The 21768-nt window shown below is 42.3% G+C and carries 37 protein-coding genes; 35 read left to right on the forward strand and 2 right to left on the reverse strand.

Annotation, left to right across the window (positions count from 1 at the left end; genetic code table 11):
* The first annotated feature begins 3 nt into the window (after positions 1 to 3).
* The 33 genes from rpsC to FS458_RS19340 all read left to right on the forward strand — a co-directional run bounded on the left by rpsC (position 4) and on the right by FS458_RS19340 (position 18974).
* Positions 4 to 663 carry a 30S ribosomal protein S3 gene (gene rpsC, locus FS458_RS19180; protein WP_066237945.1) on the forward strand — a complete coding sequence of 220 codons (660 nt, stop codon included), beginning with the start codon at positions 4 to 6 and terminating at the stop codon, positions 661 to 663.
* Positions 664 to 665: 2 nt separating this feature from the next.
* A complete protein-coding gene (gene rplP, locus FS458_RS19185; protein ID WP_066237943.1) occupies positions 666 to 1100 on the forward strand; it encodes a 50S ribosomal protein L16 in 435 nt (144 codons plus the stop codon).
* Entirely contained in the window at positions 1090 to 1293 is a 204-nt protein-coding gene (gene rpmC, locus FS458_RS19190) for a 50S ribosomal protein L29 (RefSeq protein WP_066237940.1), read from the forward strand. Before rplP ends, rpmC begins: the two co-directional genes overlap by 11 nt.
* 22 nt (positions 1294 to 1315) lie before the next feature.
* A complete protein-coding gene (gene rpsQ, locus FS458_RS19195; protein WP_066390676.1) occupies positions 1316 to 1579 on the forward strand; it encodes a 30S ribosomal protein S17 in 264 nt (87 codons plus the stop codon).
* A gap of 45 nt (positions 1580 to 1624) precedes the next feature.
* Entirely contained in the window at positions 1625 to 1993 is a 369-nt protein-coding gene (gene rplN / locus FS458_RS19200; protein WP_066237936.1) for a 50S ribosomal protein L14, read from the forward strand.
* Between the two features lie 57 nt (positions 1994 to 2050).
* Complete coding sequence (gene rplX / locus FS458_RS19205; protein WP_066294477.1) at positions 2051 to 2362, forward strand: 50S ribosomal protein L24; 312 nt, start codon at positions 2051 to 2053, stop codon at positions 2360 to 2362.
* A 26-nt stretch (positions 2363 to 2388) separates the two neighbouring features.
* On the forward strand, positions 2389 to 2928 hold the full coding sequence (gene rplE, locus FS458_RS19210) for a 50S ribosomal protein L5 (protein ID WP_066390678.1): 540 nt from the start codon (positions 2389 to 2391) through the stop codon (positions 2926 to 2928).
* 24 nt (positions 2929 to 2952) lie between these two features.
* Complete coding sequence (gene rpsN, locus FS458_RS19215) at positions 2953 to 3138, forward strand: 30S ribosomal protein S14 (protein ID WP_066390681.1); 186 nt, start codon at positions 2953 to 2955, stop codon at positions 3136 to 3138.
* Between the two features lie 32 nt (positions 3139 to 3170).
* Positions 3171 to 3569 carry a 30S ribosomal protein S8 gene (gene rpsH, locus FS458_RS19220; protein WP_066390683.1) on the forward strand — a complete coding sequence of 133 codons (399 nt, stop codon included), beginning with the start codon at positions 3171 to 3173 and terminating at the stop codon, positions 3567 to 3569.
* Positions 3570 to 3593: 24 nt separating this feature from the next.
* Positions 3594 to 4133: a 50S ribosomal protein L6 gene (gene rplF / locus FS458_RS19225; protein ID WP_066390685.1), complete on the forward strand. Its 540-nt coding sequence runs from the start codon at positions 3594 to 3596 to the stop codon at positions 4131 to 4133.
* 31 nt (positions 4134 to 4164) lie between these two features.
* Positions 4165 to 4527, forward strand: coding sequence for a 50S ribosomal protein L18 (gene rplR / locus FS458_RS19230; RefSeq protein ID WP_066237916.1), 363 nt, complete (start codon positions 4165 to 4167; stop codon positions 4525 to 4527).
* A 14-nt stretch (positions 4528 to 4541) separates the two neighbouring features.
* Positions 4542 to 5042 carry a 30S ribosomal protein S5 gene (gene rpsE / locus FS458_RS19235; protein WP_066237913.1) on the forward strand — a complete coding sequence of 167 codons (501 nt, stop codon included), beginning with the start codon at positions 4542 to 4544 and terminating at the stop codon, positions 5040 to 5042.
* Between the two features lie 14 nt (positions 5043 to 5056).
* On the forward strand, positions 5057 to 5245 hold the full coding sequence (gene rpmD / locus FS458_RS19240) for a 50S ribosomal protein L30 (protein WP_066237910.1): 189 nt from the start codon (positions 5057 to 5059) through the stop codon (positions 5243 to 5245).
* Positions 5246 to 5276: 31 nt separating this feature from the next.
* Positions 5277 to 5717, forward strand: a complete 441-nt coding sequence (gene rplO / locus FS458_RS19245; protein WP_066390689.1) for a 50S ribosomal protein L15 — start codon at positions 5277 to 5279, stop codon at positions 5715 to 5717.
* Complete coding sequence (secY, locus tag FS458_RS19250; RefSeq protein ID WP_066390690.1) at positions 5717 to 7018, forward strand: preprotein translocase subunit SecY; 1302 nt, start codon at positions 5717 to 5719, stop codon at positions 7016 to 7018. The genes rplO and secY overlap by 1 nt, the downstream gene beginning before the upstream one ends.
* 68 nt (positions 7019 to 7086) lie before the next feature.
* The gene (locus FS458_RS19255; RefSeq protein ID WP_066390692.1) at positions 7087 to 7740 is read left to right on the forward strand and encodes an adenylate kinase; all 654 of its coding nucleotides are present in this window, start codon (positions 7087 to 7089) and stop codon (positions 7738 to 7740) included.
* Positions 7737 to 8483, forward strand: a complete 747-nt coding sequence (gene map / locus FS458_RS19260; RefSeq protein ID WP_066390693.1) for a type I methionyl aminopeptidase — start codon at positions 7737 to 7739, stop codon at positions 8481 to 8483. The genes FS458_RS19255 and map overlap by 4 nt, the downstream gene beginning before the upstream one ends.
* Positions 8484 to 8497: 14 nt before the next feature.
* Positions 8498 to 8821 carry a KOW domain-containing RNA-binding protein gene (locus tag FS458_RS19265; RefSeq protein WP_137792243.1) on the forward strand — a complete coding sequence of 108 codons (324 nt, stop codon included), beginning with the start codon at positions 8498 to 8500 and terminating at the stop codon, positions 8819 to 8821.
* Positions 8814 to 9032 (forward strand): translation initiation factor IF-1, encoded by a 219-nt coding sequence (infA, locus tag FS458_RS19270; protein ID WP_066237890.1) that lies wholly within the window; start codon positions 8814 to 8816, stop codon positions 9030 to 9032. Before FS458_RS19265 ends, infA begins: the two co-directional genes overlap by 8 nt.
* A gap of 35 nt (positions 9033 to 9067) precedes the next feature.
* Positions 9068 to 9181, forward strand: a complete 114-nt coding sequence (rpmJ, locus tag FS458_RS19275) for a 50S ribosomal protein L36 (protein ID WP_007203526.1) — start codon at positions 9068 to 9070, stop codon at positions 9179 to 9181.
* A 21-nt stretch (positions 9182 to 9202) separates the two neighbouring features.
* On the forward strand, positions 9203 to 9568 hold the full coding sequence (rpsM, locus tag FS458_RS19280) for a 30S ribosomal protein S13 (protein WP_066390695.1): 366 nt from the start codon (positions 9203 to 9205) through the stop codon (positions 9566 to 9568).
* Between the two features lie 20 nt (positions 9569 to 9588).
* Entirely contained in the window at positions 9589 to 9984 is a 396-nt protein-coding gene (rpsK, locus tag FS458_RS19285) for a 30S ribosomal protein S11 (RefSeq protein ID WP_066237883.1), read from the forward strand.
* A gap of 143 nt (positions 9985 to 10127) precedes the next feature.
* The gene (locus FS458_RS19290; protein WP_144704585.1) at positions 10128 to 11072 is read left to right on the forward strand and encodes a DNA-directed RNA polymerase subunit alpha; all 945 of its coding nucleotides are present in this window, start codon (positions 10128 to 10130) and stop codon (positions 11070 to 11072) included.
* A 58-nt stretch (positions 11073 to 11130) separates the two neighbouring features.
* Complete coding sequence (rplQ, locus tag FS458_RS19295; protein WP_066237878.1) at positions 11131 to 11493, forward strand: 50S ribosomal protein L17; 363 nt, start codon at positions 11131 to 11133, stop codon at positions 11491 to 11493.
* Between the two features lie 316 nt (positions 11494 to 11809).
* Complete coding sequence (locus FS458_RS19300) at positions 11810 to 12640, forward strand: energy-coupling factor ABC transporter ATP-binding protein (RefSeq protein WP_144704588.1); 831 nt, start codon at positions 11810 to 11812, stop codon at positions 12638 to 12640.
* Positions 12625 to 13491: an energy-coupling factor ABC transporter ATP-binding protein gene (locus FS458_RS19305; RefSeq protein WP_144704591.1), complete on the forward strand. Its 867-nt coding sequence runs from the start codon at positions 12625 to 12627 to the stop codon at positions 13489 to 13491. Before FS458_RS19300 ends, FS458_RS19305 begins: the two co-directional genes overlap by 16 nt.
* A 1-nt stretch (position 13492) precedes the next feature.
* Complete coding sequence (locus FS458_RS19310) at positions 13493 to 14290, forward strand: energy-coupling factor transporter transmembrane component T family protein (RefSeq protein ID WP_144704594.1); 798 nt, start codon at positions 13493 to 13495, stop codon at positions 14288 to 14290.
* A 12-nt stretch (positions 14291 to 14302) separates the two neighbouring features.
* Positions 14303 to 15055, forward strand: coding sequence for a tRNA pseudouridine(38-40) synthase TruA (gene truA / locus FS458_RS19315; protein WP_144704597.1), 753 nt, complete (start codon positions 14303 to 14305; stop codon positions 15053 to 15055).
* Positions 15056 to 15206: 151 nt separating this feature from the next.
* Positions 15207 to 15644, forward strand: coding sequence for a 50S ribosomal protein L13 (gene rplM, locus FS458_RS19320; RefSeq protein WP_066237860.1), 438 nt, complete (start codon positions 15207 to 15209; stop codon positions 15642 to 15644).
* A 16-nt stretch (positions 15645 to 15660) separates the two neighbouring features.
* Positions 15661 to 16053 (forward strand): 30S ribosomal protein S9, encoded by a 393-nt coding sequence (gene rpsI, locus FS458_RS19325; protein WP_066237857.1) that lies wholly within the window; start codon positions 15661 to 15663, stop codon positions 16051 to 16053.
* Positions 16054 to 16365: 312 nt separating this feature from the next.
* Positions 16366 to 16806 (forward strand): DUF2521 family protein, encoded by a 441-nt coding sequence (locus FS458_RS19330; protein WP_186320661.1) that lies wholly within the window; start codon positions 16366 to 16368, stop codon positions 16804 to 16806.
* Positions 16807 to 16871: 65 nt separating this feature from the next.
* Entirely contained in the window at positions 16872 to 17597 is a 726-nt protein-coding gene (gene cwlD / locus FS458_RS19335) for an N-acetylmuramoyl-L-alanine amidase CwlD (protein WP_144704603.1), read from the forward strand.
* Positions 17598 to 17924: 327 nt separating this feature from the next.
* Complete coding sequence (locus tag FS458_RS19340) at positions 17925 to 18974, forward strand: Mrp/NBP35 family ATP-binding protein (protein WP_144704606.1); 1050 nt, start codon at positions 17925 to 17927, stop codon at positions 18972 to 18974.
* Between the two features lie 31 nt (positions 18975 to 19005).
* Here FS458_RS19340 and gerD read toward each other — a convergent pair whose 3' ends face one another.
* On the reverse strand, positions 19006 to 19629 hold the full coding sequence (gerD, locus tag FS458_RS19345) for a spore germination lipoprotein GerD (RefSeq protein WP_144704609.1): 624 nt from the start codon (positions 19627 to 19629) through the stop codon (positions 19006 to 19008).
* 148 nt (positions 19630 to 19777) lie between these two features.
* Between gerD and FS458_RS19350 the strand changes: the two genes are divergently transcribed.
* Entirely contained in the window at positions 19778 to 20398 is a 621-nt protein-coding gene (locus FS458_RS19350) for a KinB-signaling pathway activation protein (protein WP_144704612.1), read from the forward strand.
* A gap of 19 nt (positions 20399 to 20417) precedes the next feature.
* Here the strand turns inward: FS458_RS19350 and pdaB are convergent, their stop codons facing one another.
* The gene (gene pdaB, locus FS458_RS19355; protein ID WP_144704615.1) at positions 20418 to 21179 is read right to left on the reverse strand and encodes a polysaccharide deacetylase family sporulation protein PdaB; all 762 of its coding nucleotides are present in this window, start codon (positions 21177 to 21179) and stop codon (positions 20418 to 20420) included.
* A gap of 151 nt (positions 21180 to 21330) precedes the next feature.
* On the opposite strand from pdaB, the gene FS458_RS19360 reads away from it, so the two are divergent.
* Positions 21331 to 21555, forward strand: a complete 225-nt coding sequence (locus tag FS458_RS19360) for a hypothetical protein (RefSeq protein WP_260858847.1) — start codon at positions 21331 to 21333, stop codon at positions 21553 to 21555.
* The last annotated feature ends 213 nt before the right edge of the window (positions 21556 to 21768 follow it).

A 21768-nucleotide genomic window follows, 5' to 3' on the forward strand; every position in this document is an offset into this window, starting at 1 on the left:
GACGTGGGTCAAAAAGTAAATCCAATAGGTCTACGTATTGGCGTCATCCGTGACTGGGATTCAAAATGGTACGCTGAAAAGGATTACGCTAATCTTTTACATGAAGACCTTAAGATCCGTTCTTATATTGAAAAGCGTTTAAAAGACGCTGCTGTATCAGGTGTTGAAATCGAACGTGCAGCTAACCGTGTGAATATCACAATCAAAACTGCTAAACCAGGAATGGTTATCGGTAAAGGTGGATCTGAAGTTGAAGCACTTCGTAAAGCCCTTAACGACATCACTGGTAAAAGAGTTCACGTAAACATCTTTGAAATCAAACAAGCTGACGTTGATGCTAAGCTAGTTGCTGAAAACATCGCTCGTCAACTTGAAAACCGTGTATCTTTCCGTCGTGCTATGAAGCAGGCGATCCAACGTGCAATGCGTATGGGTGCGAAAGGTATCAAAACACAAGTGTCAGGCCGTCTTGGCGGAGCTGATATCGCTCGTGCTGAACATTATAGTGAAGGTACAGTTCCTCTTCACACACTTCGTGCAGACATCGATTACGGTACTGCTGAAGCAGACACAACTTACGGTAAGCTTGGAGTTAAAATCTGGATTTATCGTGGTGAGGTCCTTCCAACAAGAGGAACGAAAAAAGAGGAAGGAGGCAAATAATTATGTTATTGCCAAAACGTGTTAAATATCGTCGTGAACACCGCGGTAAAATGCGTGGGAACGCAAAAGGCGGTACTGAAGTTCATTTCGGAGAATTCGGTTTGCAAGCTCTTGAAGCTAGCTGGATTACTAACCGTCAGATCGAAGCAGCTCGTATTGCGATGACTCGTTATATGAAGCGTGGCGGTAAAGTATGGATTAAAATTTTCCCGTCTAAGCCTTACACTGCAAAGCCTCTAGAAGTCCGAATGGGATCTGGTAAAGGTGCTCCTGAAGGATGGGTAGCTGTAGTTAAGCCAGGAAAAGTTATGTTTGAAATCGCAGGTGTCTCTGAAGAAGTGGCACGCGAAGCGTTGCGTCTTGCAGCACACAAACTTCCTGTAAAATGTAAGTTTGTTAAACGCGAAGAAGTGGGTGGTGACACAAATGAAGGCTAATGATATTCGTAACCTGACCACTGCAGAAGTTGAACAAAAAGCAAAAGCACTTAAAGAAGAGCTTTTTAACCTTCGTTTCCAACTAGCGACAGGTCAACTTGAAAACCCGGCCCGCATTCGTGAAGTTCGTAAAGCAATTGCCCGTGCAAAAACGGTTTTACGTGAAAGAGAGCTTGGGATTACTAACGGTTAAATCTTGAGAGGAGGTTCGCACAATGAGTGAACGTAACCAGCGCAAGGTGTACACTGGTCGTGTTGTTTCTGACAAGATGGACAAAACGATTACAGTGCTTGTAGAAACTTACAAGACTCACACTTTATATAACAAGCGCGTTAAATACTCTAAAAAGTTAAAAGCGCATGATGAAAACAACACTGCTAAAATTGGCGATATCGTAAAGGTTATGGAAACGCGTCCGCTTTCTAAAGACAAGCGATTCCGTCTAGTTGAAGTAGTACAAGAAGCAGTAATTATTTAATAAATTGTTCGGATTATACTCATATCCGAAAGGAGGTCCATTCGCATGATTCAACAAGAATCCCGTTTAAGAGTAGCTGATAACTCCGGTGCGAAAGAGTTACTTTGCATTAAAGTTCTTGGTGGTTCTGGTCGTAAGTACGCTAACGTTGGTGACATTATCGTTTGTTCGGTTAAGTCCGCAACACCAGGTGGCGTTGTTAAGAAAGGTGACGTTGTTAAAGCGGTAGTGGTACGTTCTAAGCGTGGTATGCGCCGTAACGACGGATCTTACATCCGCTTTGATGAGAACGCGGCTGTAATCGTTAAGGATGATAAAGGTCCTCGAGGAACTCGTATCTTCGGACCAGTAGCACGTGAACTTCGTGACAAGCAATTTATGAAAATCGTATCTCTTGCTCCAGAAGTTCTTTAATATATTTACTAGCAAGGCGTTTATTGTCTTGTAAGGAGGTGCAACATCACAATGCCATTGCATGTGAAAAAAGGCGATAAAGTACAAGTTATTTCCGGCAAGGATAAAGGTAAACAAGGTGTGATCCTTGAAGCTTATCCGAAGCTAAACAGAGTGCTTGTTGAAGGCGTGAACGTTGTTAAGAAACACGCAAAACCTTCTCAAGCTAATCCACAAGGTGGAATCCTTAGCCAAGAAGCACCAATTCATGCTTCTAACGTAATGCCTCTTGACCCTAAAACTGGTGCTCCTACTCGTGTAGGCTACAATGTAGTTGATGGGAAAAAAGTTCGTGTGGCCAAAAAATCTGGTGAAACCCTAGATAAATAAGTCTCAGAGTGAAAGGAGGACACATAATGAACCGTCTACAAGAGCGATATAAAGCAGAGATCTTACCATCTCTAATGGAAAAGTTTAATTACACTTCAGTAATGCAAGCACCAAAGATTGAAAAAATCGTTATCAACATGGGTGTTGGTGAAGCAGTATCCAACTCTAAAGTATTAGATACAGCAGTAGAGGAACTTACAGCAATCGCTGGTCAAAAGCCTGTGATCACGCGTGCTAAGAAATCTATCGCTGGATTCAAACTTCGTGAAGGTATGCCGATCGGATCAAAAGTTACACTTCGCGGAGAGCGCATGTATGACTTCCTTGATAAGTTAATCAGCGTTTCCCTTCCACGTGTACGTGACTTCCGCGGGGTTTCCAAGAAGTCTTTCGACGGCCGCGGTAACTACACGCTTGGAGTTAAAGAGCAATTGATCTTCCCAGAGATCGACTATGATAAAGTAAACAAAGTTCGCGGAATGGACATCGTTATCGTAACGACTGCGAACACTGACGAAGAAGCACGTGAGCTTCTTACACAAGTCGGAATGCCATTCCAAAAATAACCTTTAGCCAAAGGAGGTTTACCCGTGGCAAAGAAATCCATGATTGCTAAGCAACAACGCAAGCAAAAGTTCGGAGTGCAAGAATATACGCGCTGTGAACGTTGCGGGCGTCCTCATTCAGTAATCCGCAAGTTCAAACTGTGCCGTATTTGTTTCAGAGAACTTGCTTACAAAGGTCAAATTCCTGGCGTTAAAAAAGCCAGCTGGTAATACCCTGAAAAAAGGGAAGGAGGTAACTAGTAATGGTTATGACAGATCCAATTGCAGATATGCTTACTCGTATCCGCAACGCAAACACTGTTCGTCACGATAAATTGGAGCTTCCTGCTTCTAATATGAAAAAAGAAATCGCAGAAATCCTAAAGCGTGAAGGTTTTGTTCGCGATGTGGAATATGTAGAGGATAGCAAACAAGGAATGATTCGTATCTTCCTTAAGTACGGTTCTAACAATGAGCGTGTAATCTCAGGTCTTAAGCGTATCTCTAAGCCTGGTCTACGTGTTTATGCAAAATCAACTGATCTTCCACGTGTACTTGGAGGACTTGGTATTGCGATCGTATCTACTTCTAAAGGCATTATGACTGATAAAGAAGCTCGCCAATCACAAATGGGTGGCGAAGTACTAGCGTACGTTTGGTAATAAATAGCGAATGGAGGTGTCAACATGTCTCGCGTAGGTAACAAACCGATTGAAGTTCCAGGTGGCGTTACGATCGATGTTGCAACTGACAACACGGTTTCTGTAAAAGGCCCTAAAGGTGAACTTTCTCGCAAATTCAATGCTGACATTAAGATTAATGTTCAAGATAACGAAATTACTGTGGAACGCCCGAGCGACCACAAAGAGCACCGTGCATTGCATGGTACAACTCGTAGTGTACTAAACAACATGGTTATCGGTGTAACTAACGGTTATGAAAGAGCTCTAGAAATTATCGGGGTTGGATATCGTGCTTCCAAAGCTGGTAACAAGCTTGTACTTAACGTAGGTTACTCTCATCCTGTTGAAATCGTTCCTGAGCAAGGGATCGACATCGAAGTACCTTCTAACACGAAGGTAATCGTTAAGGGTATTGACAAGCAACGTGTAGGTGAAGTTGCTGCAAACATCCGTTCAGTTCGTTCACCTGAGCCTTACAAAGGTAAAGGTATTCGTTACGAAGGTGAATTCGTTCGCCGTAAAGAAGGTAAAACAGGTAAATAAAGCCGTTAGGTAGCGGAAAGGAGTGCAAAGGATGATCACGAAAGCAGATAAGAATGTCGCTCGTAAGAAAAGACATGCTCGTGTTCGCCGCGTTGTAAGCGGAACAGCACAACGTCCTCGTTTGAACGTATTCCGTTCTACAAAGCACATCTATGCTCAATTGATCGATGATCAAGCAGGTGTAACAATTGTATCTGCATCTTCCCTTGATAAAGGTGTAAGTGTAGAAAACGGTGGAAACGTAGATGCTGCTAAAGCGATTGGTCAAGAAATCGCTAAGCGCGCAGTTGAAAAAGGAATCAAATCGGTAGTATTTGACCGAGGCGGATATTTATATCACGGACGTATTAAAGCATTAGCAGACGCAGCTCGTGAAGCTGGGTTAGAATTTTAATCGAAGGAGGGAACCTGATGCGTATCGACCCTAACAAACTTGAACTTGAAGAACGCGTCGTTACCGTTAACCGTGTAGCTAAGGTAGTAAAAGGTGGACGTCGTTTCCGCTTTGCTGCAGTAGTTGTAGTTGGTGACAAAAACGGTCACGTTGGATTCGGTACTGGTAAAGCCCAAGAGGTACCAGAAGCGATCCGTAAGGCGATTGAAGATGCTAAGAAGAACTTAGTAACTGTACCGATCGTAAAAACAACAATTCCTCACCAAGTAATTGGACGCTTTGGAGCAGGTAACGTACTTCTTAAGCCTGCATCTGAAGGTACTGGGGTAATTGCTGGTGGACCTGTACGTGCAGTATTGGAGCTTGCTGGTGTAGGTGACATCCTTTCTAAGTCACTTGGATCTAACAACCCAATCAACATGGTTCGTGCAACTATCGAAGGTTTGAAAAATTTAAAGCGTGCTGAAGACGTTGCGAAACTTCGCGGTAAATCAGTACAAGAGCTTTTAGGTTAAGGAGGGAACTTTAGATGGCTAAGAAATTAGAAATCACCCTCACTCGTAGTGTTATCGGCCGTCCTGAAAACCAACGTATCGTTGTTAAGACACTTGGTTTGCGCAAAATGCACCAGACGGTTGTACACGAAGATAACGCGGCTATCCGCGGTATGGTTAACAAGGTGTCTCACCTTTTAACAGTGAAAGAATTAGAAGCTTAATAAGATAAATAAATCATGAGGAGGTGCTCAGATGAAACTTCATGAGTTGAAGCCATCAGAAGGATCCCGTAAAGTTCGCAACCGTGTAGGTCGCGGTATCGGATCAGGCAATGGTAAAACAAGTGGTCGTGGTCATAAAGGTCAAAACTCTCGTTCAGGCGGTGGTGTTAGACCTGGATTCGAAGGTGGACAAAATCCACTAGCACGTCGTTTACCGAAACGCGGATTCACAAACCCTACTCGTAAAGAGTATGCAGTTGTAAATCTTGAGAAGCTAGTTCGTTTTGAAGAGGGCACAGTAGTTACTCCGGAACTTCTTATCGAAACAGGAGTAGTTAGCAGTCTTAAAAACGGAATTAAAGTTCTAGGAAATGGCAAGTTAGAAGCTAAGCTTACAGTTAAGGCGCACAAATTCTCTGTTTCTGCTAAAGAAGCAATTGAAGCAGCGGGCGGAACTACTGAGGTGATCTAATGTTCCAGACAATCTCCAACATTATGCGTGTGGGTGATCTGAGAAACAAGATATTGTTTACACTTGCTATGCTGGTAGTGTTCCGTCTAGGAACATTTATCCCAGTACCAGGCGTAAATCGCGATGTACTGAAATTCAGTACAGGCGACAGTGCTAACATTTTTGGTTTTTTGAATACGTTTGGCGGTGGAGCTTTACAGAACTTCTCCATTTTCGCTATGGGTATCATGCCGTATATTACAGCATCGATCATCGTGCAGCTTCTGCAGATGGACGTTGTTCCTAAATTTACGGAGTGGAGTAAGCAAGGTGAAGTTGGGCGTAAGAAGTTAGCTCAATTCACTCGTTATGGAACTATTGTTCTTGGTTTTATCCAGGCAATCGGTATGTCTATCGGTTTTAACAATCTTTTCCCAGGACTTATTCAAAACCCTAGTATGTCTACGTATCTTTTTATCGCGTTAGTTTTAACTGCAGGTACTGCATTCTTAATGTGGTTAGGTGAGCAGATTACCCTTAAGGGGATTGGAAACGGAATTTCAGTTCTGATTTTTGCGGGGATTGCCGCAGCTATTCCTACAGCAGTTAACCAGCTTTTCACAACGCAATTTGAAGGTGGTAACGATCAGTTATTCATGCATATTGTAACGATTGTACTGCTTGCTCTTGCGATTGTACTCATTATTATGGGTGTTATCTTTATTCAACAAGGTGTTCGGAAAATCCCGATTCAGTATGCAAAGCGAGTCGTTGGAACAAAGCCTGTTGGCGGCCAGTCAACTCATCTTCCGATTAAAGTTAATGCAGCAGGTGTTATCCCGGTTATCTTCGCGATTTCCTTGATCATCACGCCAAGAACTGTTGCTGGCTTCTTCGGACAGAATGATGTAACGACTTGGATTATCAACACGTTTGACTACACGAAACCAGTCGGAATGATTATATATGCGCTCCTTATTATTGGATTCTCGTATTTCTATACGTTCATCCAAGTAAATCCGGAGCAAATGGCGGAAAACTTAAAGAAGCAGGGTGGATACATTCCTGGCATTCGTCCAGGAGCTAACACTCAAACTTATATAACAAGAATTCTGTATCGATTAACATTTGTTGGATCTCTATTCCTGGCTGCAATTGCAGTCCTGCCAGTTGTCTTTACAGCAATTCCAGGTTTGAACCTTCCGCCAGCCATTCAAATTGGTGGAACAAGCTTGCTGATTGTTGTAGGTGTGGCACTAGACACCATGAAGCAAATTGAGAGTCAGCTGATCAAGCGACACTACAAAGGCTTCATAAAATAAGAGCACGGGAAGATTCATCTTCCCACATGCTCTTAAAAAAAGACGATTGTGATTTATGGAGGGATTAGATGTATCTAGTCTTAATGGGATTGCCCGGAGCAGGTAAGGGTACTCAAGCAGAAAGAATTGTTGAGAAATACGGAATACCTCATATCTCTACTGGAGATATGTTCCGAGCAGCAATTAAAGAGGAGACTCCTCTTGGACTTGAGGCAAAATCGTACATGGATGCGGGTAACCTCGTTCCTGACGAAGTTACAATCGGTATCGTACGTGACCGACTTTCTAAAAAGGACTGCGAAAAAGGATTTTTACTTGATGGATTCCCTCGGACAGTTGCCCAAGCGGAAGCATTAGAAGAAATCACAACAGAGCTAGGAAGAACGATTGATTATGTGTTAAACATTTCAGTAGATTCTGATCAGCTTATGCAGCGATTAACAGGTCGTCGGATTTGCCAAACATGCGGAAGCACGTATCATGTAATATTCAACCCGCCAAAGGTTGAAGGAGTATGTGATAAAGACGGCGGTACGCTTATCCAACGTCAAGATGATAATGAAGAGACCGTTCGAAACCGTTTAAATGTAAACATGAAGCAGGCTAAACCACTGCTTGATTTTTATGGTGAAAAAGGTTACCTGAAAAACATGAATGGTGATCAGGATATCGACAAAGTCTTTCAAGACATTGACCAACTTATTGGGGGATTGGCGAAATGATAATCTGCAAAACACCGCGAGAGATTGAAATCATGCGGGAGGCAGGTCGCATTGTTGCCTTAACTCATCAAGAGTTAAAAAAACACATTAAGCCTGGCATAACTACTAAGGAACTGGATAAAATTGCTGATACGTTTATCCGCAGCCAAGGTGCAATTCCTTCATTTAAAAACTATAATGGTTTTAGTGGGAGCATCTGTGCTTCTGTAAATGAAGAACTTGTGCACGGAATTCCAGGTAAACGCGTACTCAACCATGGCGACATTATCTCTATAGATATTGGGGCGAAGTACAAAGGATACCACGGTGACTCCGCTTGGACGTATGGAGTTGGCGAGATTTCAGATGAAGCTCAAAAACTTCTGGATGTAACCGAAGAGTCTTTATATAAAGGACTTGAAAAAGCAAAAGCCGGTGCCCGGTTAACTGACATTTCTCATGAGATACAAAAGTATGCTGAGAGTGAAGGGTTTTCTGTTGTTCGCGAATATGTCGGACACGGAATAGGCCAGGACTTACATGAGGACCCGCAAATTCCTCATTATGGACCGCCTGGTAAAGGGCCGGTGCTGAAAAAGGGCATGGTTCTAGCAATAGAGCCTATGATTAATGCGGGAACTCGCTATGTTCGAACATTATCCGATAACTGGACGGTTGTCACAACGGATGGCAAATGGTGTGCTCATTTTGAACACACGGTTGTCATTACGGAAGAAGGCTTTGAAATCTTAACAAAGATCTAAGTGAAGGTGATGAGATGGTAAGCGAATCTGATTCGGTACCGAGCATAGGTCAACTAGTTCGGATACTAAAAGGAAGAGACGCAGATCGGTTAGGTGTGATTGTCGGTATTCTCGATGGACGTTTCGTCCTCGTAGCAGATGGTGACAAGAGAAAGTTTGATCGAGCCAAGCGCAAGAACCTAAACCACTTAGAGCTGCTGGATTTTACTTCTCCGGAAGTTGTTAAAAGCATTCTTGAAACAGGTCGTGTAACCAATGGCAAATTGCGTTATGCAGTAGCGAAGTTTTCCGACGAGAAAGTCATTGCTCTGAAGAAGGGAGATCAAGTCGATGGCTAAAGATGATGTTATTGAGGTCGAAGGTACAGTAATTGAACCTCTTCCGAACGCCATGTTTCGTGTTGAACTAGAAAACGGACACAAAGTTCTAGCGCACGTTTCTGGAAAGATTCGTATGCACTACATTCGAATTCTTCCAGGGGATAAAGTAACCGTAGAATTGTCTCCGTATGACTTATCACGTGGTCGTATAACGTATCGTTTTAAATAATCAATGTACTCCGTGACATAAGGAGGTTATAAACAATGAAGGTAAGACCATCAGTCAAGCCAATATGTGAAAAATGTAAAGTGATTCGCCGCAGAGGCACTGTAATGGTGATCTGTGAAAATCCGAAACATAAACAAAAACAAGGTTAATATACAGGAGGTGCAAAAATTATGGCACGTGTTGCAGGTGTAGATATTCCTCGTGATAAGCGAGTAGTAATCTCTTTAACATACATCTTCGGTATCGGTAAAACAAAAGCACAGCAAATTCTTGCTGGAGCTGGAGTTTCTGAAGATACACGCGTTCGTGATCTTACTGAAGATGAATTAAATAAAATCCGCGAAGTCATCGATGGACACAAAGTGGAAGGTGACCTTCGTCGTGAAGTATCACTAAACATCAAGCGTCTAATCGAGATCGGAGCATATCGTGGTGTTCGTCATCGTCGTGGATTACCAGTACGTGGTCAAAACACGAAGAACAACTCCCGTACTCGTAAAGGACCTCGTCGTACAGTAGCGAATAAGAAAAAGTAAGTAAAGGAGGTAAACTCTAAATGGCAAAAGCACGTAAGACTAATACACGTAAACGTCGTGTCAAAAAGAATGTTGAAGTCGGCGTAGCACATATCCGTTCTACATTCAACAACACGATCATTACGATCACTGACACGCACGGGAACGCAATCTCTTGGGCGACTGCTGGTCACCTAGGATTTAAAGGTTCTCGTAAGTCTACTCCGTTCGCAGCACAAATGGCAGCTGAAACAGCTGGTAAAACTGCAATGGAACATGGTATGAAAACGTTGGAAGTATCCGTTAAAGGACCTGGTGCTGGACGTGAAGCAGCAATCCGTGCCCTTCAAGCGGTAGGCTTAGAAGTAACAGCTATTCGTGACGTTACTCCTGTACCTCACAACGGTTGCCGCCCGCCAAAACGCCGTCGCGTGTAACAATATACACGGTATATATTTCTATAACTTGTCTATAATGGTTATAGTGAAAGTTTTGGTAAATGATAAGTCGGAATGCCTATGGGGAATTTCGGCTGGAAATCTCCAGCCGAGATTCGACGTTTGAAGGAGGGTTCAGTTGAATGATCGAAATCGAAATGCCAAGAATTGAGACGGTTGAAATCAGCGACGATGCCACATACGGAAAGTTTGTTGTTGAACCACTTGAACGTGGATACGGGACTACACTAGGCAACTCCTTGCGTCGTATCTTGTTGTCCTCACTACCTGGTGCAGCAGTTACATCTATTCAGATCAATGGCGTATTGCATGAGTTCTCTACAGTTGAAGGTGTAGTTGAAGATGTTACAACCATCATCTTAAACCTAAAGAAACTTGCAATGAAGATTTACTCTGATGAAGAGAAGACACTTGAAATCGATGTACAAGGTGACGGTGTTGTAACAGCTGGCGACATTACGCATGACAGCGATGTTGAAGTCCTTAACCCGGATCTTCATATCGCAACACTAGCAAAAGGAGCTCATTTCCAAATGAAGCTTCATGCGAAACGTGGTCGTGGTTATGTACAGGCAGAAGGCAATAAACGCGAAGACCTGCCGATCGGAGTAATTCCTGTTGATTCGATTTACACGCCAATTTCGCGTGTGAACTATCAAGTGGAAAACACTCGTGTAGGACAAGTAACAAACTATGATAAGCTAACGCTTGATGTATGGACAGATGGGAGCATTCGTCCAGAGGAAGCAGTTTCTCTTGGTGCGAAGATCATTAGCGAACATTTAAACATTTTTGTTGGCTTAACAGATCAAGCTCAGAACGCTGAGATTATGGTAGAAAAAGAAGAAGATCAAAAAGAAAAAGTACTTGAGATGACGATCGAAGAACTTGATCTTTCTGTTCGTTCTTATAACTGCCTAAAGCGTGCTGGCATTAATACAGTTCAAGAACTTGCGAATAAGTCTGAAGAAGACATGATGAAAGTACGCAACCTTGGAAAGAAATCTCTTGAAGAAGTTCAAGAGAAACTTGAAGAGCTAGGTCTTTCATTACGCGCTGACGATTAATTCGTAATACGCGCTTTTTCAAGACGAGAGAGAAACGCGCAGAGGAGGGAATACAAGCATGGGATACCAAAAGTTAGGTCGTGTATCTGCGGTTCGTAAAGCAATGCTTCGTGATTTAGCTACTGATTTAATCATCAACGAGCGTATTGAAACTACAGAAGCACGTGCAAAAGAAGTTCGTAAATTTGCTGAGAAAATGATTACGCTTGGTAAGCGTGGAGACCTTCATGCTCGCCGTCAAGCTGCATCGTTCCTTCGTAACGAAGTAGCAGACGCTGAGTCTGGACAAAGATCTCTACAAAAGCTTTTCAGTGATCTTGCACCTCGCTATGCAGAGCGTAACGGTGGTTACACTCGCATCGCAAAAATCGGCCCTCGCCGTGGTGATGGTGCACCAATGGTTATCATTGAATTAGTTTAATAAAACGTATGAAAGGGCGGGATCAAGTCTTCAATGACAATCTTGCCCTTTTTTATTTTATCGAAAATTCAAGTGGATTTTCGAAAGGTTGATTTGCGCTCCAGGTGCTCGCTTTCCGCGGGGCAGGCGGTGAGCCCCTTGCCGCTTTGCGCCCTTAAGGGTCTCACCTGACCGCTTGTCCCGCAGGAGTCTCGCACCTTGCGCTCCAATCAACTAGTCAATGAAGCTCGAACTTTTTGAAAGCACCTTGTTATTAAAGACTAATATCGAGCAGAGAGCAGCTTAGAATGAGCAGCAGTTAAGAGGAGGATGTCACATGGAAAACATCATTACCGTTAAAGATGTGACCTTTAGTTATCCGGGAGAAGAGACACCTACACTTAAAGGTGTATCGCTAGACGTGCATAAAGGGGAATGGCTTTCGATCGTGGGCCATAACGGCTCTGGAAAGTCCACGTTGGCAAAAATGCTCAACGGACTGTTGTTGCCTAGTGAAGGTGCTGTAAATGTCTCACAGTACACGACAGGCCTTCCTGACGACATTTGGGAAGTGAGAAGACTTGTAGGAATGGTCTTTCAAAATCCAGATAACCAGTTCGTAGGAACGAGCGTACAAGATGATATCGCGTTTGGACTTGAGAATTTTGGAGTTCCGCGAGACGAGATGGTTAAGCGTATCAATGAAAGTGTAGCAAGAGTGGGCATGGAAGCTTTCTTAAACCAGGAACCTCATCAGTTATCTGGTGGTCAGAAGCAAAGAGTGGCAATCGCTGGGATATTGGCGCAAAAACCTTCTGTTATCGTATTGGATGAGGCGACATCGATGCTTGATCCGATAGGTAGGATCGAAGTCATCGATACCGTGCGCGAACTGAATAAAAAAGAAGGCATCACTGTCATCTCCATCACTCATGATTTAGAGGAAGCGCTAAGTGCAGACAGAGTTGTCGTTATGAAAATGGGAGAGAAGGCAGCTGAGGGCGTACCTGAAGATATTTTTCAGCAGCGTGAACTGTTGAAATCGGCCGGTCTGGATTTACCGTTTTCACTAAAGTTAAGTGAGGCTCTTCGCCATCAAGGTGTGGAGCTTGATAAAAGCTATTTAACGCAGGAAGAGCTGGTGAATGCATTATGGAAATTAGCATAAACCGTCTAGAGCATAAATACATGGAGGGAACTCCGTTCGAGAGACGGGCGCTGCATGATATTAACCTCGATATTCCGGATGGTACATTCCTTGCTTTGATCGGACATACCGGCTCTGGAAAGTCGACGCTTATCCAGCATCTAAACGGACTGTTAAAGCCTTCTGCAGGTTCGATTAAGATGGGCAGTACGGAACTTAAAGCTGGCGGCAAGAAGCAAGATTTAAAATCCCTTCGAAAAAAAGCCGGAATTGTATTTCAGTATCCTGAACATCAGCTTTTTGAGGAAACGGTAGAAAAAGATATCATGTTCGGTCCGCGGAATTTTGGTGTGTCAGAAGAAAGCGCGAAGCAAACAGCTGCTAGAGTGATCGAGATGGTTGGACTTCCAGAGGGTGTTCTAACTAAGTCTCCCTTTGACTTAAGCGGCGGCCAGATGCGCCGAGTGGCGATTGCGGGCGTACTTGCCATGAATCCCGAAGTGCTGATCTTGGACGAGCCTACAGCAGGTCTAGATCCAGCTGGGCGTGTAGAGATTATGGAGTTGTTCTATTCCCTGCATGAAAGAAACAACCTTACTACGATACTTGTTACTCACAGTATGGAGGATGCGTCGAGATATGCAGATGAGATCGCCGTGATGCATAAAGGTGAACTGTATCTCCATGGCAAGCCGACTGATATCTTTAATGAACGAGAAGCACTAAAGAAAGCGGGATTAGATGTGCCAGAGACCGTTCAATTTTTACAAAAATGGAACGAGAAGTCTGGACTGAATCTTGCTTTAACGAAGTTTACAGTTGAAGAACTGGCTAAACAAGTTAGTCAGAGTCTGAAGAAGAGGGGGAACTAATATGCTGCAGAATGTCATTATCGGGCAGTATTATCCAGCTTCCTCTCCACTTCATCGAATGGATTCACGTTCGAAGCTTATTGCTGCCTTTTTCTATTTGTTTATCGTCTTTCTGGCGAACAACTGGGTGACTTATGGTGTACTGATCGCTTTTACGGTGGTAACGATTAGTTTGTCAAAAGTTCCATTTCGTTTTTTATATAAAGGATTAAAGCCAATTCTGTTACTCGTCGTATTTACGATGCTTTTGCATATTTTCTTAACAAAAGAAGGCGATCTGCTTTATAAAGCGGGCTTTCTTGAAATTTACGAAGGCGGAGTGATTCAAGGGATATTCATCGCACTAAGGCTATTACTCCTTGTTATGATGACGTCGCTTTTGACCTTAACCACAACACCGATCGATATTACAGACGGTTTGGAGCACTTGTTAGGACCTTTGAAAAAGTGGAGACTTCCTGTTCATGAATTCGCGTTAATGATGTCGATCTCACTTAGATTTATTCCAACACTTTTACAAGAGACCGAAAAGATCATGAAAGCACAGATGGCACGTGGTGCTGATTTCACGAGTGGGCCGATAAAAGAACGAGCAAAGGCTTTTGTACCGCTTTTGGTTCCGTTATTCGTTTCATCGTTTAAGCGGGCGGAAGAACTCGCTCTTGCGATGGAAGCGAGAGGATACCGAGGTGGTGAAGGCAGAACTCGTCTTCGTGCGCTAGAGTGGCATCAGCGTGATACGTTTGCTCTCATTTTACTAGCACTGCTGACGCTTTCGCTATTCTTATTACGCAATTAAAGGAGATTGAACATGGCTCGTATGAAAGTAACCGTAGCCTATGACGGTACTGAGTTTGCCGGATACCAAATACAGCCTAGCGGCAGAACGGTGCAAGGAACGATTCAGGCCGTACTGCAAAAGATGCACAAAGGGGAACCTGTAGGCATCTATGCCTCAGGACGCACGGATGCGGGTGTTCATGCGATCGGTCAAGTGTTTCATTTTGATACACATATGGAGATTCCTTCTAATGCTTGGGGAAAGGCATTGAATGCGATGCTTCCTAATGATATTCTAATAAAAGACATTGAGATGGTCAGCGATTCGTTTCATTCTCGATTTTCTGCAACAGCTAAAGAGTATCACTATAAAATTTTTAGAAGTAAGCAACCAGATGTGTTCCAAAGAAATCATATGTTTCATTTTCCCTATTCATTAAACGTAGAGGATATGAAGCAAGCTGCGTCGTTATTTTTAGGCACACATGACTTTACCTCATTTTCCTCAGCAAAGTCCGAAGTTGAAGATAAAGTTCGTACGATCTTTGCTTTAGATGTTGAAGAACAGGGGGATGTCCTAACGCTGAAGGTAAGAGGCAGCGGGTTTTTATATAACATGGTCCGCATTCTTGTTGGTACACTTTTAGAAGTTGGACAAGGAAAGCGAAACCCAGATGAGATCTCTGCGATTATAAAAAGCAAGGACCGTGCGTTCGCTGGTAAAACAGCTCCGGCAAACGGACTCTATCTCTTTCGTGTAGATTATGCAGATAAAACGGAATAATATTTAGGATACGCTTGACATCGTTGTTTATATATTATAAGATATTATTTGGTATTTCTACAGATATCGTCCACATGCCCCGTGTAGATATCTCGGGAAATGTTCACATGAATATAATGAAATTTGATTGAAGATACAGGAGGGAAAACACATGCGTACGACTTTCATGGCGAAAGCTTCTGAAGTAGAACGTAAATGGTTTGTGATCGACGCTGAAGGCAAAACACTTGGACGTCTATCCAGTGAAGTTGCATCTATCCTTCGCGGTAAGCATAAGCCTATTTATACACCACACGTTGACACTGGTGATCACGTAATCATCATCAACGCTGAGAAGATTGAATTAACAGGTAAGAAATTAACAGACAAAATTTACTACCGCCACACTGGTCACCCAGGTGGACTGCGTACGAGAACTGCATTAGAAATGCGTACAACTCGTCCAGTTCAAATGCTTGAGCTAGCAATCAAAGGTATGCTTCCAAAGAACAGCCTTGGTCGCCAAATGTTCAAAAAGCTTCACGTTTACGCTGGAGCTGAGCACAACAACCAAGCACAAAAACCTGAAAACTACGAGTTACGCGGATAAAAAGGAGGGTATTTACGTGGCACAAGTACAATATTATGGCACTGGACGTCGTAAGCACTCCGTAGCGCGTGTACGATTAGTTCCTGGTGAAGGCCGTATCGTAATCAACGGACGTGACATTGACGAATTTTTCGGATTAGAAACTTTAAAGCTTATCGTTAAGCAACCACTTAACACAACTGAAACAACTGACAAGTATGACGTATTAGTTACTGTTCATGGCGGTGGATACACTGGACAAGCAGGAGCTATCCGTCACGGTATCTCTCGTGCGCTTCTAGAAGCAGATCCTGAGTACCGCGGTTCTCTTAAAGCAGCTGGATTCCTTACTCGTGACGCTCGTATGAAAGAGCGTAAGAAGTACGGACTTAAAGGCGCTCGTCGTGCACCTCAGTTCTCAAAACGTTAATTCTTATTACGTTTATCAAAACCCTGTTCTCTTTTTTAGAGAGCGGGGTTTTTTGTTTGTGATGAATCACGTCTGATTCGGGAGATCGGGTCTAATTCCGGAACCATTAATCCTAAAATCAAGAAAATTGAGTCTTAATCCAAATAATTAAGTCGAAACCAGAAAAATTAAGTCTAACGACTATTTTGTTCTGCAAATATCCCCGCCGCATGCAGTAAAGAGTTATTCCCATCTTTTATGTAGTGTCGTGAATCCATCTCTGGAGAAAATATAGATATGGAAAAACACAACATGATGAAAGGGGAGGCAACAATGGCAATTGTATTAAACAACTTTAAAGAAAAGCAGCGTTTCAAAAAAGAAACGTTCGAGCGGAAAGTACTTCGGGACTTATCCCTTGCTAACATAAAAAAAGAATTTCAACGTTTGTTTCAACCATTTTTTCAATACTCGCTTCTTTATCAAAATGACATTGAAGATGCATGCATCGACTTGGCGATCGATTCTTATCTTTTAGGAGCAGGCTATAGCAGGTTTGCGTATCACGGGGAAACGTTAGAAAAGATTAAGGAGAGGTCTTATGCTAAACAAAAGGCAATCGCAGACGGTCTTTTTGAATATTGGCAGTTCTGGTGCTGGGGAACAGAGATGATGATGGAATCCCTTCATCTATGCTGTGAGGCATTCGTTCATATTTGGTGGATGGAAGGCTATAAAAACGGTGAAAAACGCTACCGCATGAAGCTGCAATAATCAGTTATAAATTTCTTCTTGTCCCATATACATAATGTTATATGGCTTGTATAGGGGGACGAAACATGAAGAAGTGGGTGAAGGGAGCCGCATTTGCACTTGGATGCGCAGTCCTTATCTTTATTTTCACCTATCATTTTTTAGATGATGATTCGTGGCGCTCGTGGAACATGCCGCTCTCTGGAAAAATTATCGTAATTGACCCAGGTCATGGCGGAGCTGACGGTGGTGCGGTTGGTGATGGAGAAGTTCTTGAAAAAGAAATCGCGTTAAACATTTCCGTATTGCTTCGAGATTATCTGCAAGAAGCGGGAGCACTCGTCATCATGACACGAGAGACGGACACAGATCTCGCAAATGAGGGAACAAAAAAATTACGCCATCGCAAATATGAAGATTTAAAAGAACGAAAACGAATTATTAACGAAAATCATGCGGACTTATTTATTTCGATTCATCTTAATTCTTTACCTTCATCCCGATGGAGAGGCGCTCAAGTCTTTTATCATCCTGGAAAAGAAGACGGAGAAGCGGTATCTAAATTCATTCAAGATGAAATCAAACGCAACCTAAACAATACGAACCGATTCGCAAAATCCATAGAAGGTTTATACTTGCTGAGAACGGCAGAGGTACCAGGCGCTTTAGTCGAAGTTGGTTTCCTATCCAATCCATCAGAACGCGAACTGTTAAAAACAGAGTCGTACCAAAAAAGTATAGCGGCAGCGATCTACCAGGGGATGCTGCGCTTTTATACAAATGAAACCCCACCAGCATCTCCTCTTGATTAGAGGGGGTGTTTTTTAGTGCAACTTTTTTGAAGAGGTTGCTCTTCGTATCAGGTGCTTGCATTTTGTGGCGCGTACGGTGGAGTGGACAGTAAAAATACCGAAGTGGACAGTAAATATGTAAATGTGGACAGTATTTCTTTGAAAGTGGACAGTAAAACTAGAAAAGTGGACAGTATTTTCATAAAAGTCGACAGTAAGTGCTGTTATCTACCGTAGCGAGCTTCCTCGCTTGAGCTAAATTCACATATCTAAAAAACCGCTTACATGATTGTCGGTGGGGGTTGTGATATACTGAAAAGGAATTTTACAGGTAAAGGATGTGTCTATGTGCTTACAGAAGAAAAAGTCATCGAGCTGTTAGGTCCTATTCAAGACCCTTATTTACATAAAAGCATGGTCGACTCTGGAAGTATCCGTGAGTTGAAGATAAAAGAAGGATATGTGGGGCTGAAGATTGGCTTAGCACATACAGGAACACCAGAACAAATGCAGCTGCAGCAGCAGATCGTTCAAGTGTTGAAAAACGCAGGAGTGGAATCTGTCGGACTTCGTTTTGAAAAAAGAGACGACATTACGGCTGTGGACCCGAGTGAAGCGGGAGCCCAGAGTGCACCAACGACTCTTCTTTCCGAAAACAGCAAGACACAATTTATCGCGATCGCTAGTGGTAAAGGCGGCGTTGGGAAATCAACCGTATCTGTGAACTTAGCTGTTGCTCTTGCAAGACTTGGAAAAAAAGTCGGATTGATCGATGCTGACATTTACGGATTCAGTGTTCCAGATATGATGGGAATTACAGAGCGTCCAAAAGTAAAAGGCGATCGAATCTTTCCGGTTGAACGTTTTGATGTAAAAGTAATCTCCATGGCATTTTTCGTTGAAGATAACGCACCTGTTATCTGGCGCGGACCGATGCTTGGGAAGATGCTCATGAATTTCTTCAGCGAAGTAGAATGGGGAGATTTAGACTATGTTCTTCTAGACTTACCGCCTGGTACAGGTGACGTAGCACTTGATGTTCACAAGATGCTTCCGAAGTGTAAAGAAGTAATCGTCACAACACCTCATGCTACAGCAGCTTTCGTAGCAGCACGTGCAGGAACGATGGCGATTAAGACCAACCATGAAGTTCTTGGTATTGTAGAGAACATGTCTTACTTCCAAAGCGGGTCTACAGGTGAGAAGGAATATGTATTCGGTAAAGACGGCGGAAAACGTTTAGCAGAAGAGTTAAATGTACCGTTGCTTGGCCAGATTCCGCTTGGTCAGCCTGAGATAAAAGAAGATGATTTTGCGCCGAGTGTGTATGCACAAACACATCCGATCGGTGAACATTATATTCAGATGGCAAAGAAAATCATCGATAAAACAAATTAAAGAAAAAAGCCTTCCGAGTGTCGGGAGGCTTTTATTGCGGGCTCGTTGATTCTTCTTGTTGTTGTCCACCACCGGATGAAGCTTCTTTTCCTTTTTTAGAGATGGACTGATCGATTTCTTCATGAGCGACTTTTTTCAACATTTCTTGGATCTGGGCTTGTACGATTGGACTCTCAAACGTTTCAAGCATGACTTTTTTCATTTCTTTTCTAACAGGCTGTGTATCAACGAGAGATAATAATTTTTCTGCCATTTGCGGATTCTGCATGATTTTCATCACTTCTGCTTGATATTGCGGGTCTTTAATAAGATCCTTCATCAACTTCTCGTGTTCTTTTCGCATACTTTTTGCAAAAGCTACTGAGAACTTCGGATCTTTAAAAAGAGTCTGCCAAAACTTCTGTCCTTTTTCAGAAAGAAGCTGCTTTTCAATCGTCTGTTTGATGACTTCTTGATCAATGAGTATATCTTGTTGAATTTCTTTATCAGATAACACTTCTTTGATGGCTTTTTTTCCTTCATCTGTCTTCAATAGATCGACAAGCATCTTTTTTGTTGCTTCATAATCGACCTGAGAACTGCCTTGGGCTTCTTGAGCACAGCCCGAAAGAGCAGCAAGAGAGATACAAAAGAGGAAAATGTATATTTTTTTCAATGTAATTCCTCCTCCTTTCAAGTTGAGCTCGATACTTATAGGATTGATTTTTAGCACGTATTTATACTGGTTATTTAAAGGAAAACTGGCAATTTAAAAAAGACATTGGTACAATCATTACGGAGCATGTTAGAGGGGGAAAACAGGCGTGAAAATTAGAAGTTGGATCTTTTTATTCTTTACCACATTGTTAATTGGGATTGTTAGTGCAATCACAGTTGGTCTTATATTAAAGTTTCCTGAAGACAGCAGCGCTTTAGAAGTTCTTCTGTATATTTTTGGGTTAATCGGTTTCGGCGCGTTGTTCAGTGTTTTTAGTCAGATGGGCTTTTTTGCTTACTTAACCGTTCATCGCTTTGGACTCGGTATCTTTAAAAGCCATCGCCTTTGGAATGGTGTACAACTTGTATTGATTGCAGTCGTTCTATTCGATCTGTTCTATTTACGATATACATCGTTTCACAACGAAGGAGACAGCCTCATTAATTACATTCTTATTCCGCTTGCGATTTTAGCTTACGGATTGATCATTGCCTATGTAAAAGTAAAGCAAACAACGAGCGTAGCATTCATACCAACGCTTTTCTTCATCACAGTCGTTACTATTTTGGAATGGGTACCGGTGCTAAAAGAAAACAATACTCTTTCGCTTTGGATGGGATTTGTCCCAATCATGCTTTGTAATACGTATCAGATTTTAATGCTGCATCGTCTGTTGCAGTCCAATCAATCTAAATCATCTAAACAAACAAAGCCCACTGCCTTCTAAAGCAGGGGCTTTTTATTAATTAGTTGACCTCTTTGCTATTTGCCTCTGTATTCGCGATCATTTCACTTACACTTACAAATTTAAATCCATCGTCACGCAGTTTATCGATAATTGTAGGAAGCGCTTTGTGCGTTTGCTTTACAGAATCAGATGCATGAAGCAAGATAATGTCTCCAGCTTTCGTCTCATCGGTAGCCGTTGTCACAATACGATCTACTCCAGGGTTTTTCCAATCTTTCGTGTCGATGCTCCAATGAACTACCGTATGGTTAAGATCTTCAGAGATGTTCAAGACACGCTCATCAAAGTTTCCGTTAGGCGGGCGAATAAGAGAAGTCATTTTTCCAGATACCTTTTTGATCTTTTCCTGAGCTAAAAGGATATCCCTTTTGATCTGTTTGTCTTCCCAATCGGTATAACTTTTGTATTGATAACCAAGACTGGCTACTTCATGACCATCTTTTACGATGCGTTCAACGATTTCAGGATGACGCTCAGCCCAAGCGGCTGATAAGAAAAACGTGCAATTTTTTACGCCTTTGTCCTTTAAGACGTCCAAGATCGGCGTAACTCGCTTATCGCCCCAACTGATATCAAATGTAAGAGATACTTTATTCCCTTGGTCTTCTCCCTTATAAATCGCTCGGGGTCCATCTTTAGATGAAAACACAGATAGTTGCTGCTGTCCTACAAAAGCAAGTGAAGCAGCAAAGAATGCTGCAAATACAACAACCATGTATTGTTTCACTTTCTTACCGTTAATAACAAAGAAAAATTTCATAAAACCATCTACCCCCTGTCCATCTTCCTTACAAAATATCTATGATGAAAGGGACAAGATATACCGAAAATTTAGATATCCCATAAAATAATAACTCCTACTATTCATGGCCATAATGGTAAAAGAAAAAAACTTAGCGGGGTGTCGTCCATTGTCTTTGGTAGGTATGTTATTGAATCACCAAGAACTTCATGAATTTGAGTATGTGTTAAAAAAAGAGATGGAGGAACTTAGGTTTGATCTTGAAGACCATAAGATCGATGCTATAGTGAAATCTGTTTTAGAAGAGAGGTATCAGATCATTTATCGTTTATTCTGTAGGTTCGCTAAGCCATCTGATTGCAGAAGGTATTTAAGGCGAAAACAAAGAAATTAACTTTTTTCTGAAAAACTATTGACCATATTATCGAGAAGATGGTATATTACTTCTTGTCGCTTTTACAGCGGCTGAAACAAACGAAATAAACAAATTAAGAATCACTAAAAAAAGCTGTTGACATCAACTAGCCAACGGTGGTATCTTATAAAAGTCGCCAAAACGAGCGACACACGAAACACACAGTTCTTTGAAAACTGAACAAAAGAAATA

Source organism: Fictibacillus phosphorivorans, assembly GCF_007673525.1.
In the GTDB taxonomy this organism is placed as follows: Bacteria; Bacillota; Bacilli; order Bacillales; family Fictibacillaceae; genus Fictibacillus; species Fictibacillus phosphorivorans_C.

Coding starts and splice junctions, on each gene's coding strand:
- rplP (WP_066237943.1), top strand. CDS start 666: ATGTTATTGCCAAAACGTGTTAAATATCGTCGTGAACACCGCGGTAAA.
- rpmC (WP_066237940.1), top strand. CDS start 1,090: ATGAAGGCTAATGATATTCGTAACCTGACCACTGCAGAAGTTGAACAA.
- rpsQ (WP_066390676.1), top strand. CDS start 1,316: ATGAGTGAACGTAACCAGCGCAAGGTGTACACTGGTCGTGTTGTTTCT.
- rplN (WP_066237936.1), top strand. CDS start 1,625: ATGATTCAACAAGAATCCCGTTTAAGAGTAGCTGATAACTCCGGTGCG.
- rplE (WP_066390678.1), top strand. CDS start 2,389: ATGAACCGTCTACAAGAGCGATATAAAGCAGAGATCTTACCATCTCTA.
- rpsH (WP_066390683.1), top strand. CDS start 3,171: ATGGTTATGACAGATCCAATTGCAGATATGCTTACTCGTATCCGCAAC.
- rplF (WP_066390685.1), top strand. CDS start 3,594: ATGTCTCGCGTAGGTAACAAACCGATTGAAGTTCCAGGTGGCGTTACG.
- rplR (WP_066237916.1), top strand. CDS start 4,165: ATGATCACGAAAGCAGATAAGAATGTCGCTCGTAAGAAAAGACATGCT.
- rpmD (WP_066237910.1), top strand. CDS start 5,057: ATGGCTAAGAAATTAGAAATCACCCTCACTCGTAGTGTTATCGGCCGT.
- rplO (WP_066390689.1), top strand. CDS start 5,277: ATGAAACTTCATGAGTTGAAGCCATCAGAAGGATCCCGTAAAGTTCGC.
- secY (WP_066390690.1), top strand. CDS start 5,717: ATGTTCCAGACAATCTCCAACATTATGCGTGTGGGTGATCTGAGAAAC.
- FS458_RS19255 (WP_066390692.1), top strand. CDS start 7,087: ATGTATCTAGTCTTAATGGGATTGCCCGGAGCAGGTAAGGGTACTCAA.
- map (WP_066390693.1), top strand. CDS start 7,737: ATGATAATCTGCAAAACACCGCGAGAGATTGAAATCATGCGGGAGGCA.
- FS458_RS19265 (WP_137792243.1), top strand. CDS start 8,498: ATGGTAAGCGAATCTGATTCGGTACCGAGCATAGGTCAACTAGTTCGG.
- infA (WP_066237890.1), top strand. CDS start 8,814: ATGGCTAAAGATGATGTTATTGAGGTCGAAGGTACAGTAATTGAACCT.
- rpmJ (WP_007203526.1), top strand. CDS start 9,068: ATGAAGGTAAGACCATCAGTCAAGCCAATATGTGAAAAATGTAAAGTG.
- rpsM (WP_066390695.1), top strand. CDS start 9,203: ATGGCACGTGTTGCAGGTGTAGATATTCCTCGTGATAAGCGAGTAGTA.
- rpsK (WP_066237883.1), top strand. CDS start 9,589: ATGGCAAAAGCACGTAAGACTAATACACGTAAACGTCGTGTCAAAAAG.
- FS458_RS19290 (WP_144704585.1), top strand. CDS start 10,128: ATGATCGAAATCGAAATGCCAAGAATTGAGACGGTTGAAATCAGCGAC.
- rplQ (WP_066237878.1), top strand. CDS start 11,131: ATGGGATACCAAAAGTTAGGTCGTGTATCTGCGGTTCGTAAAGCAATG.
- FS458_RS19300 (WP_144704588.1), top strand. CDS start 11,810: ATGGAAAACATCATTACCGTTAAAGATGTGACCTTTAGTTATCCGGGA.
- FS458_RS19305 (WP_144704591.1), top strand. CDS start 12,625: ATGGAAATTAGCATAAACCGTCTAGAGCATAAATACATGGAGGGAACT.
- FS458_RS19310 (WP_144704594.1), top strand. CDS start 13,493: ATGCTGCAGAATGTCATTATCGGGCAGTATTATCCAGCTTCCTCTCCA.
- truA (WP_144704597.1), top strand. CDS start 14,303: ATGGCTCGTATGAAAGTAACCGTAGCCTATGACGGTACTGAGTTTGCC.
- rplM (WP_066237860.1), top strand. CDS start 15,207: ATGCGTACGACTTTCATGGCGAAAGCTTCTGAAGTAGAACGTAAATGG.
- FS458_RS19330 (WP_186320661.1), top strand. CDS start 16,366: ATGGCAATTGTATTAAACAACTTTAAAGAAAAGCAGCGTTTCAAAAAA.
- cwlD (WP_144704603.1), top strand. CDS start 16,872: ATGAAGAAGTGGGTGAAGGGAGCCGCATTTGCACTTGGATGCGCAGTC.
- pdaB (WP_144704615.1), bottom strand. CDS start 21,179: ATGAAATTTTTCTTTGTTATTAACGGTAAGAAAGTGAAACAATACATG.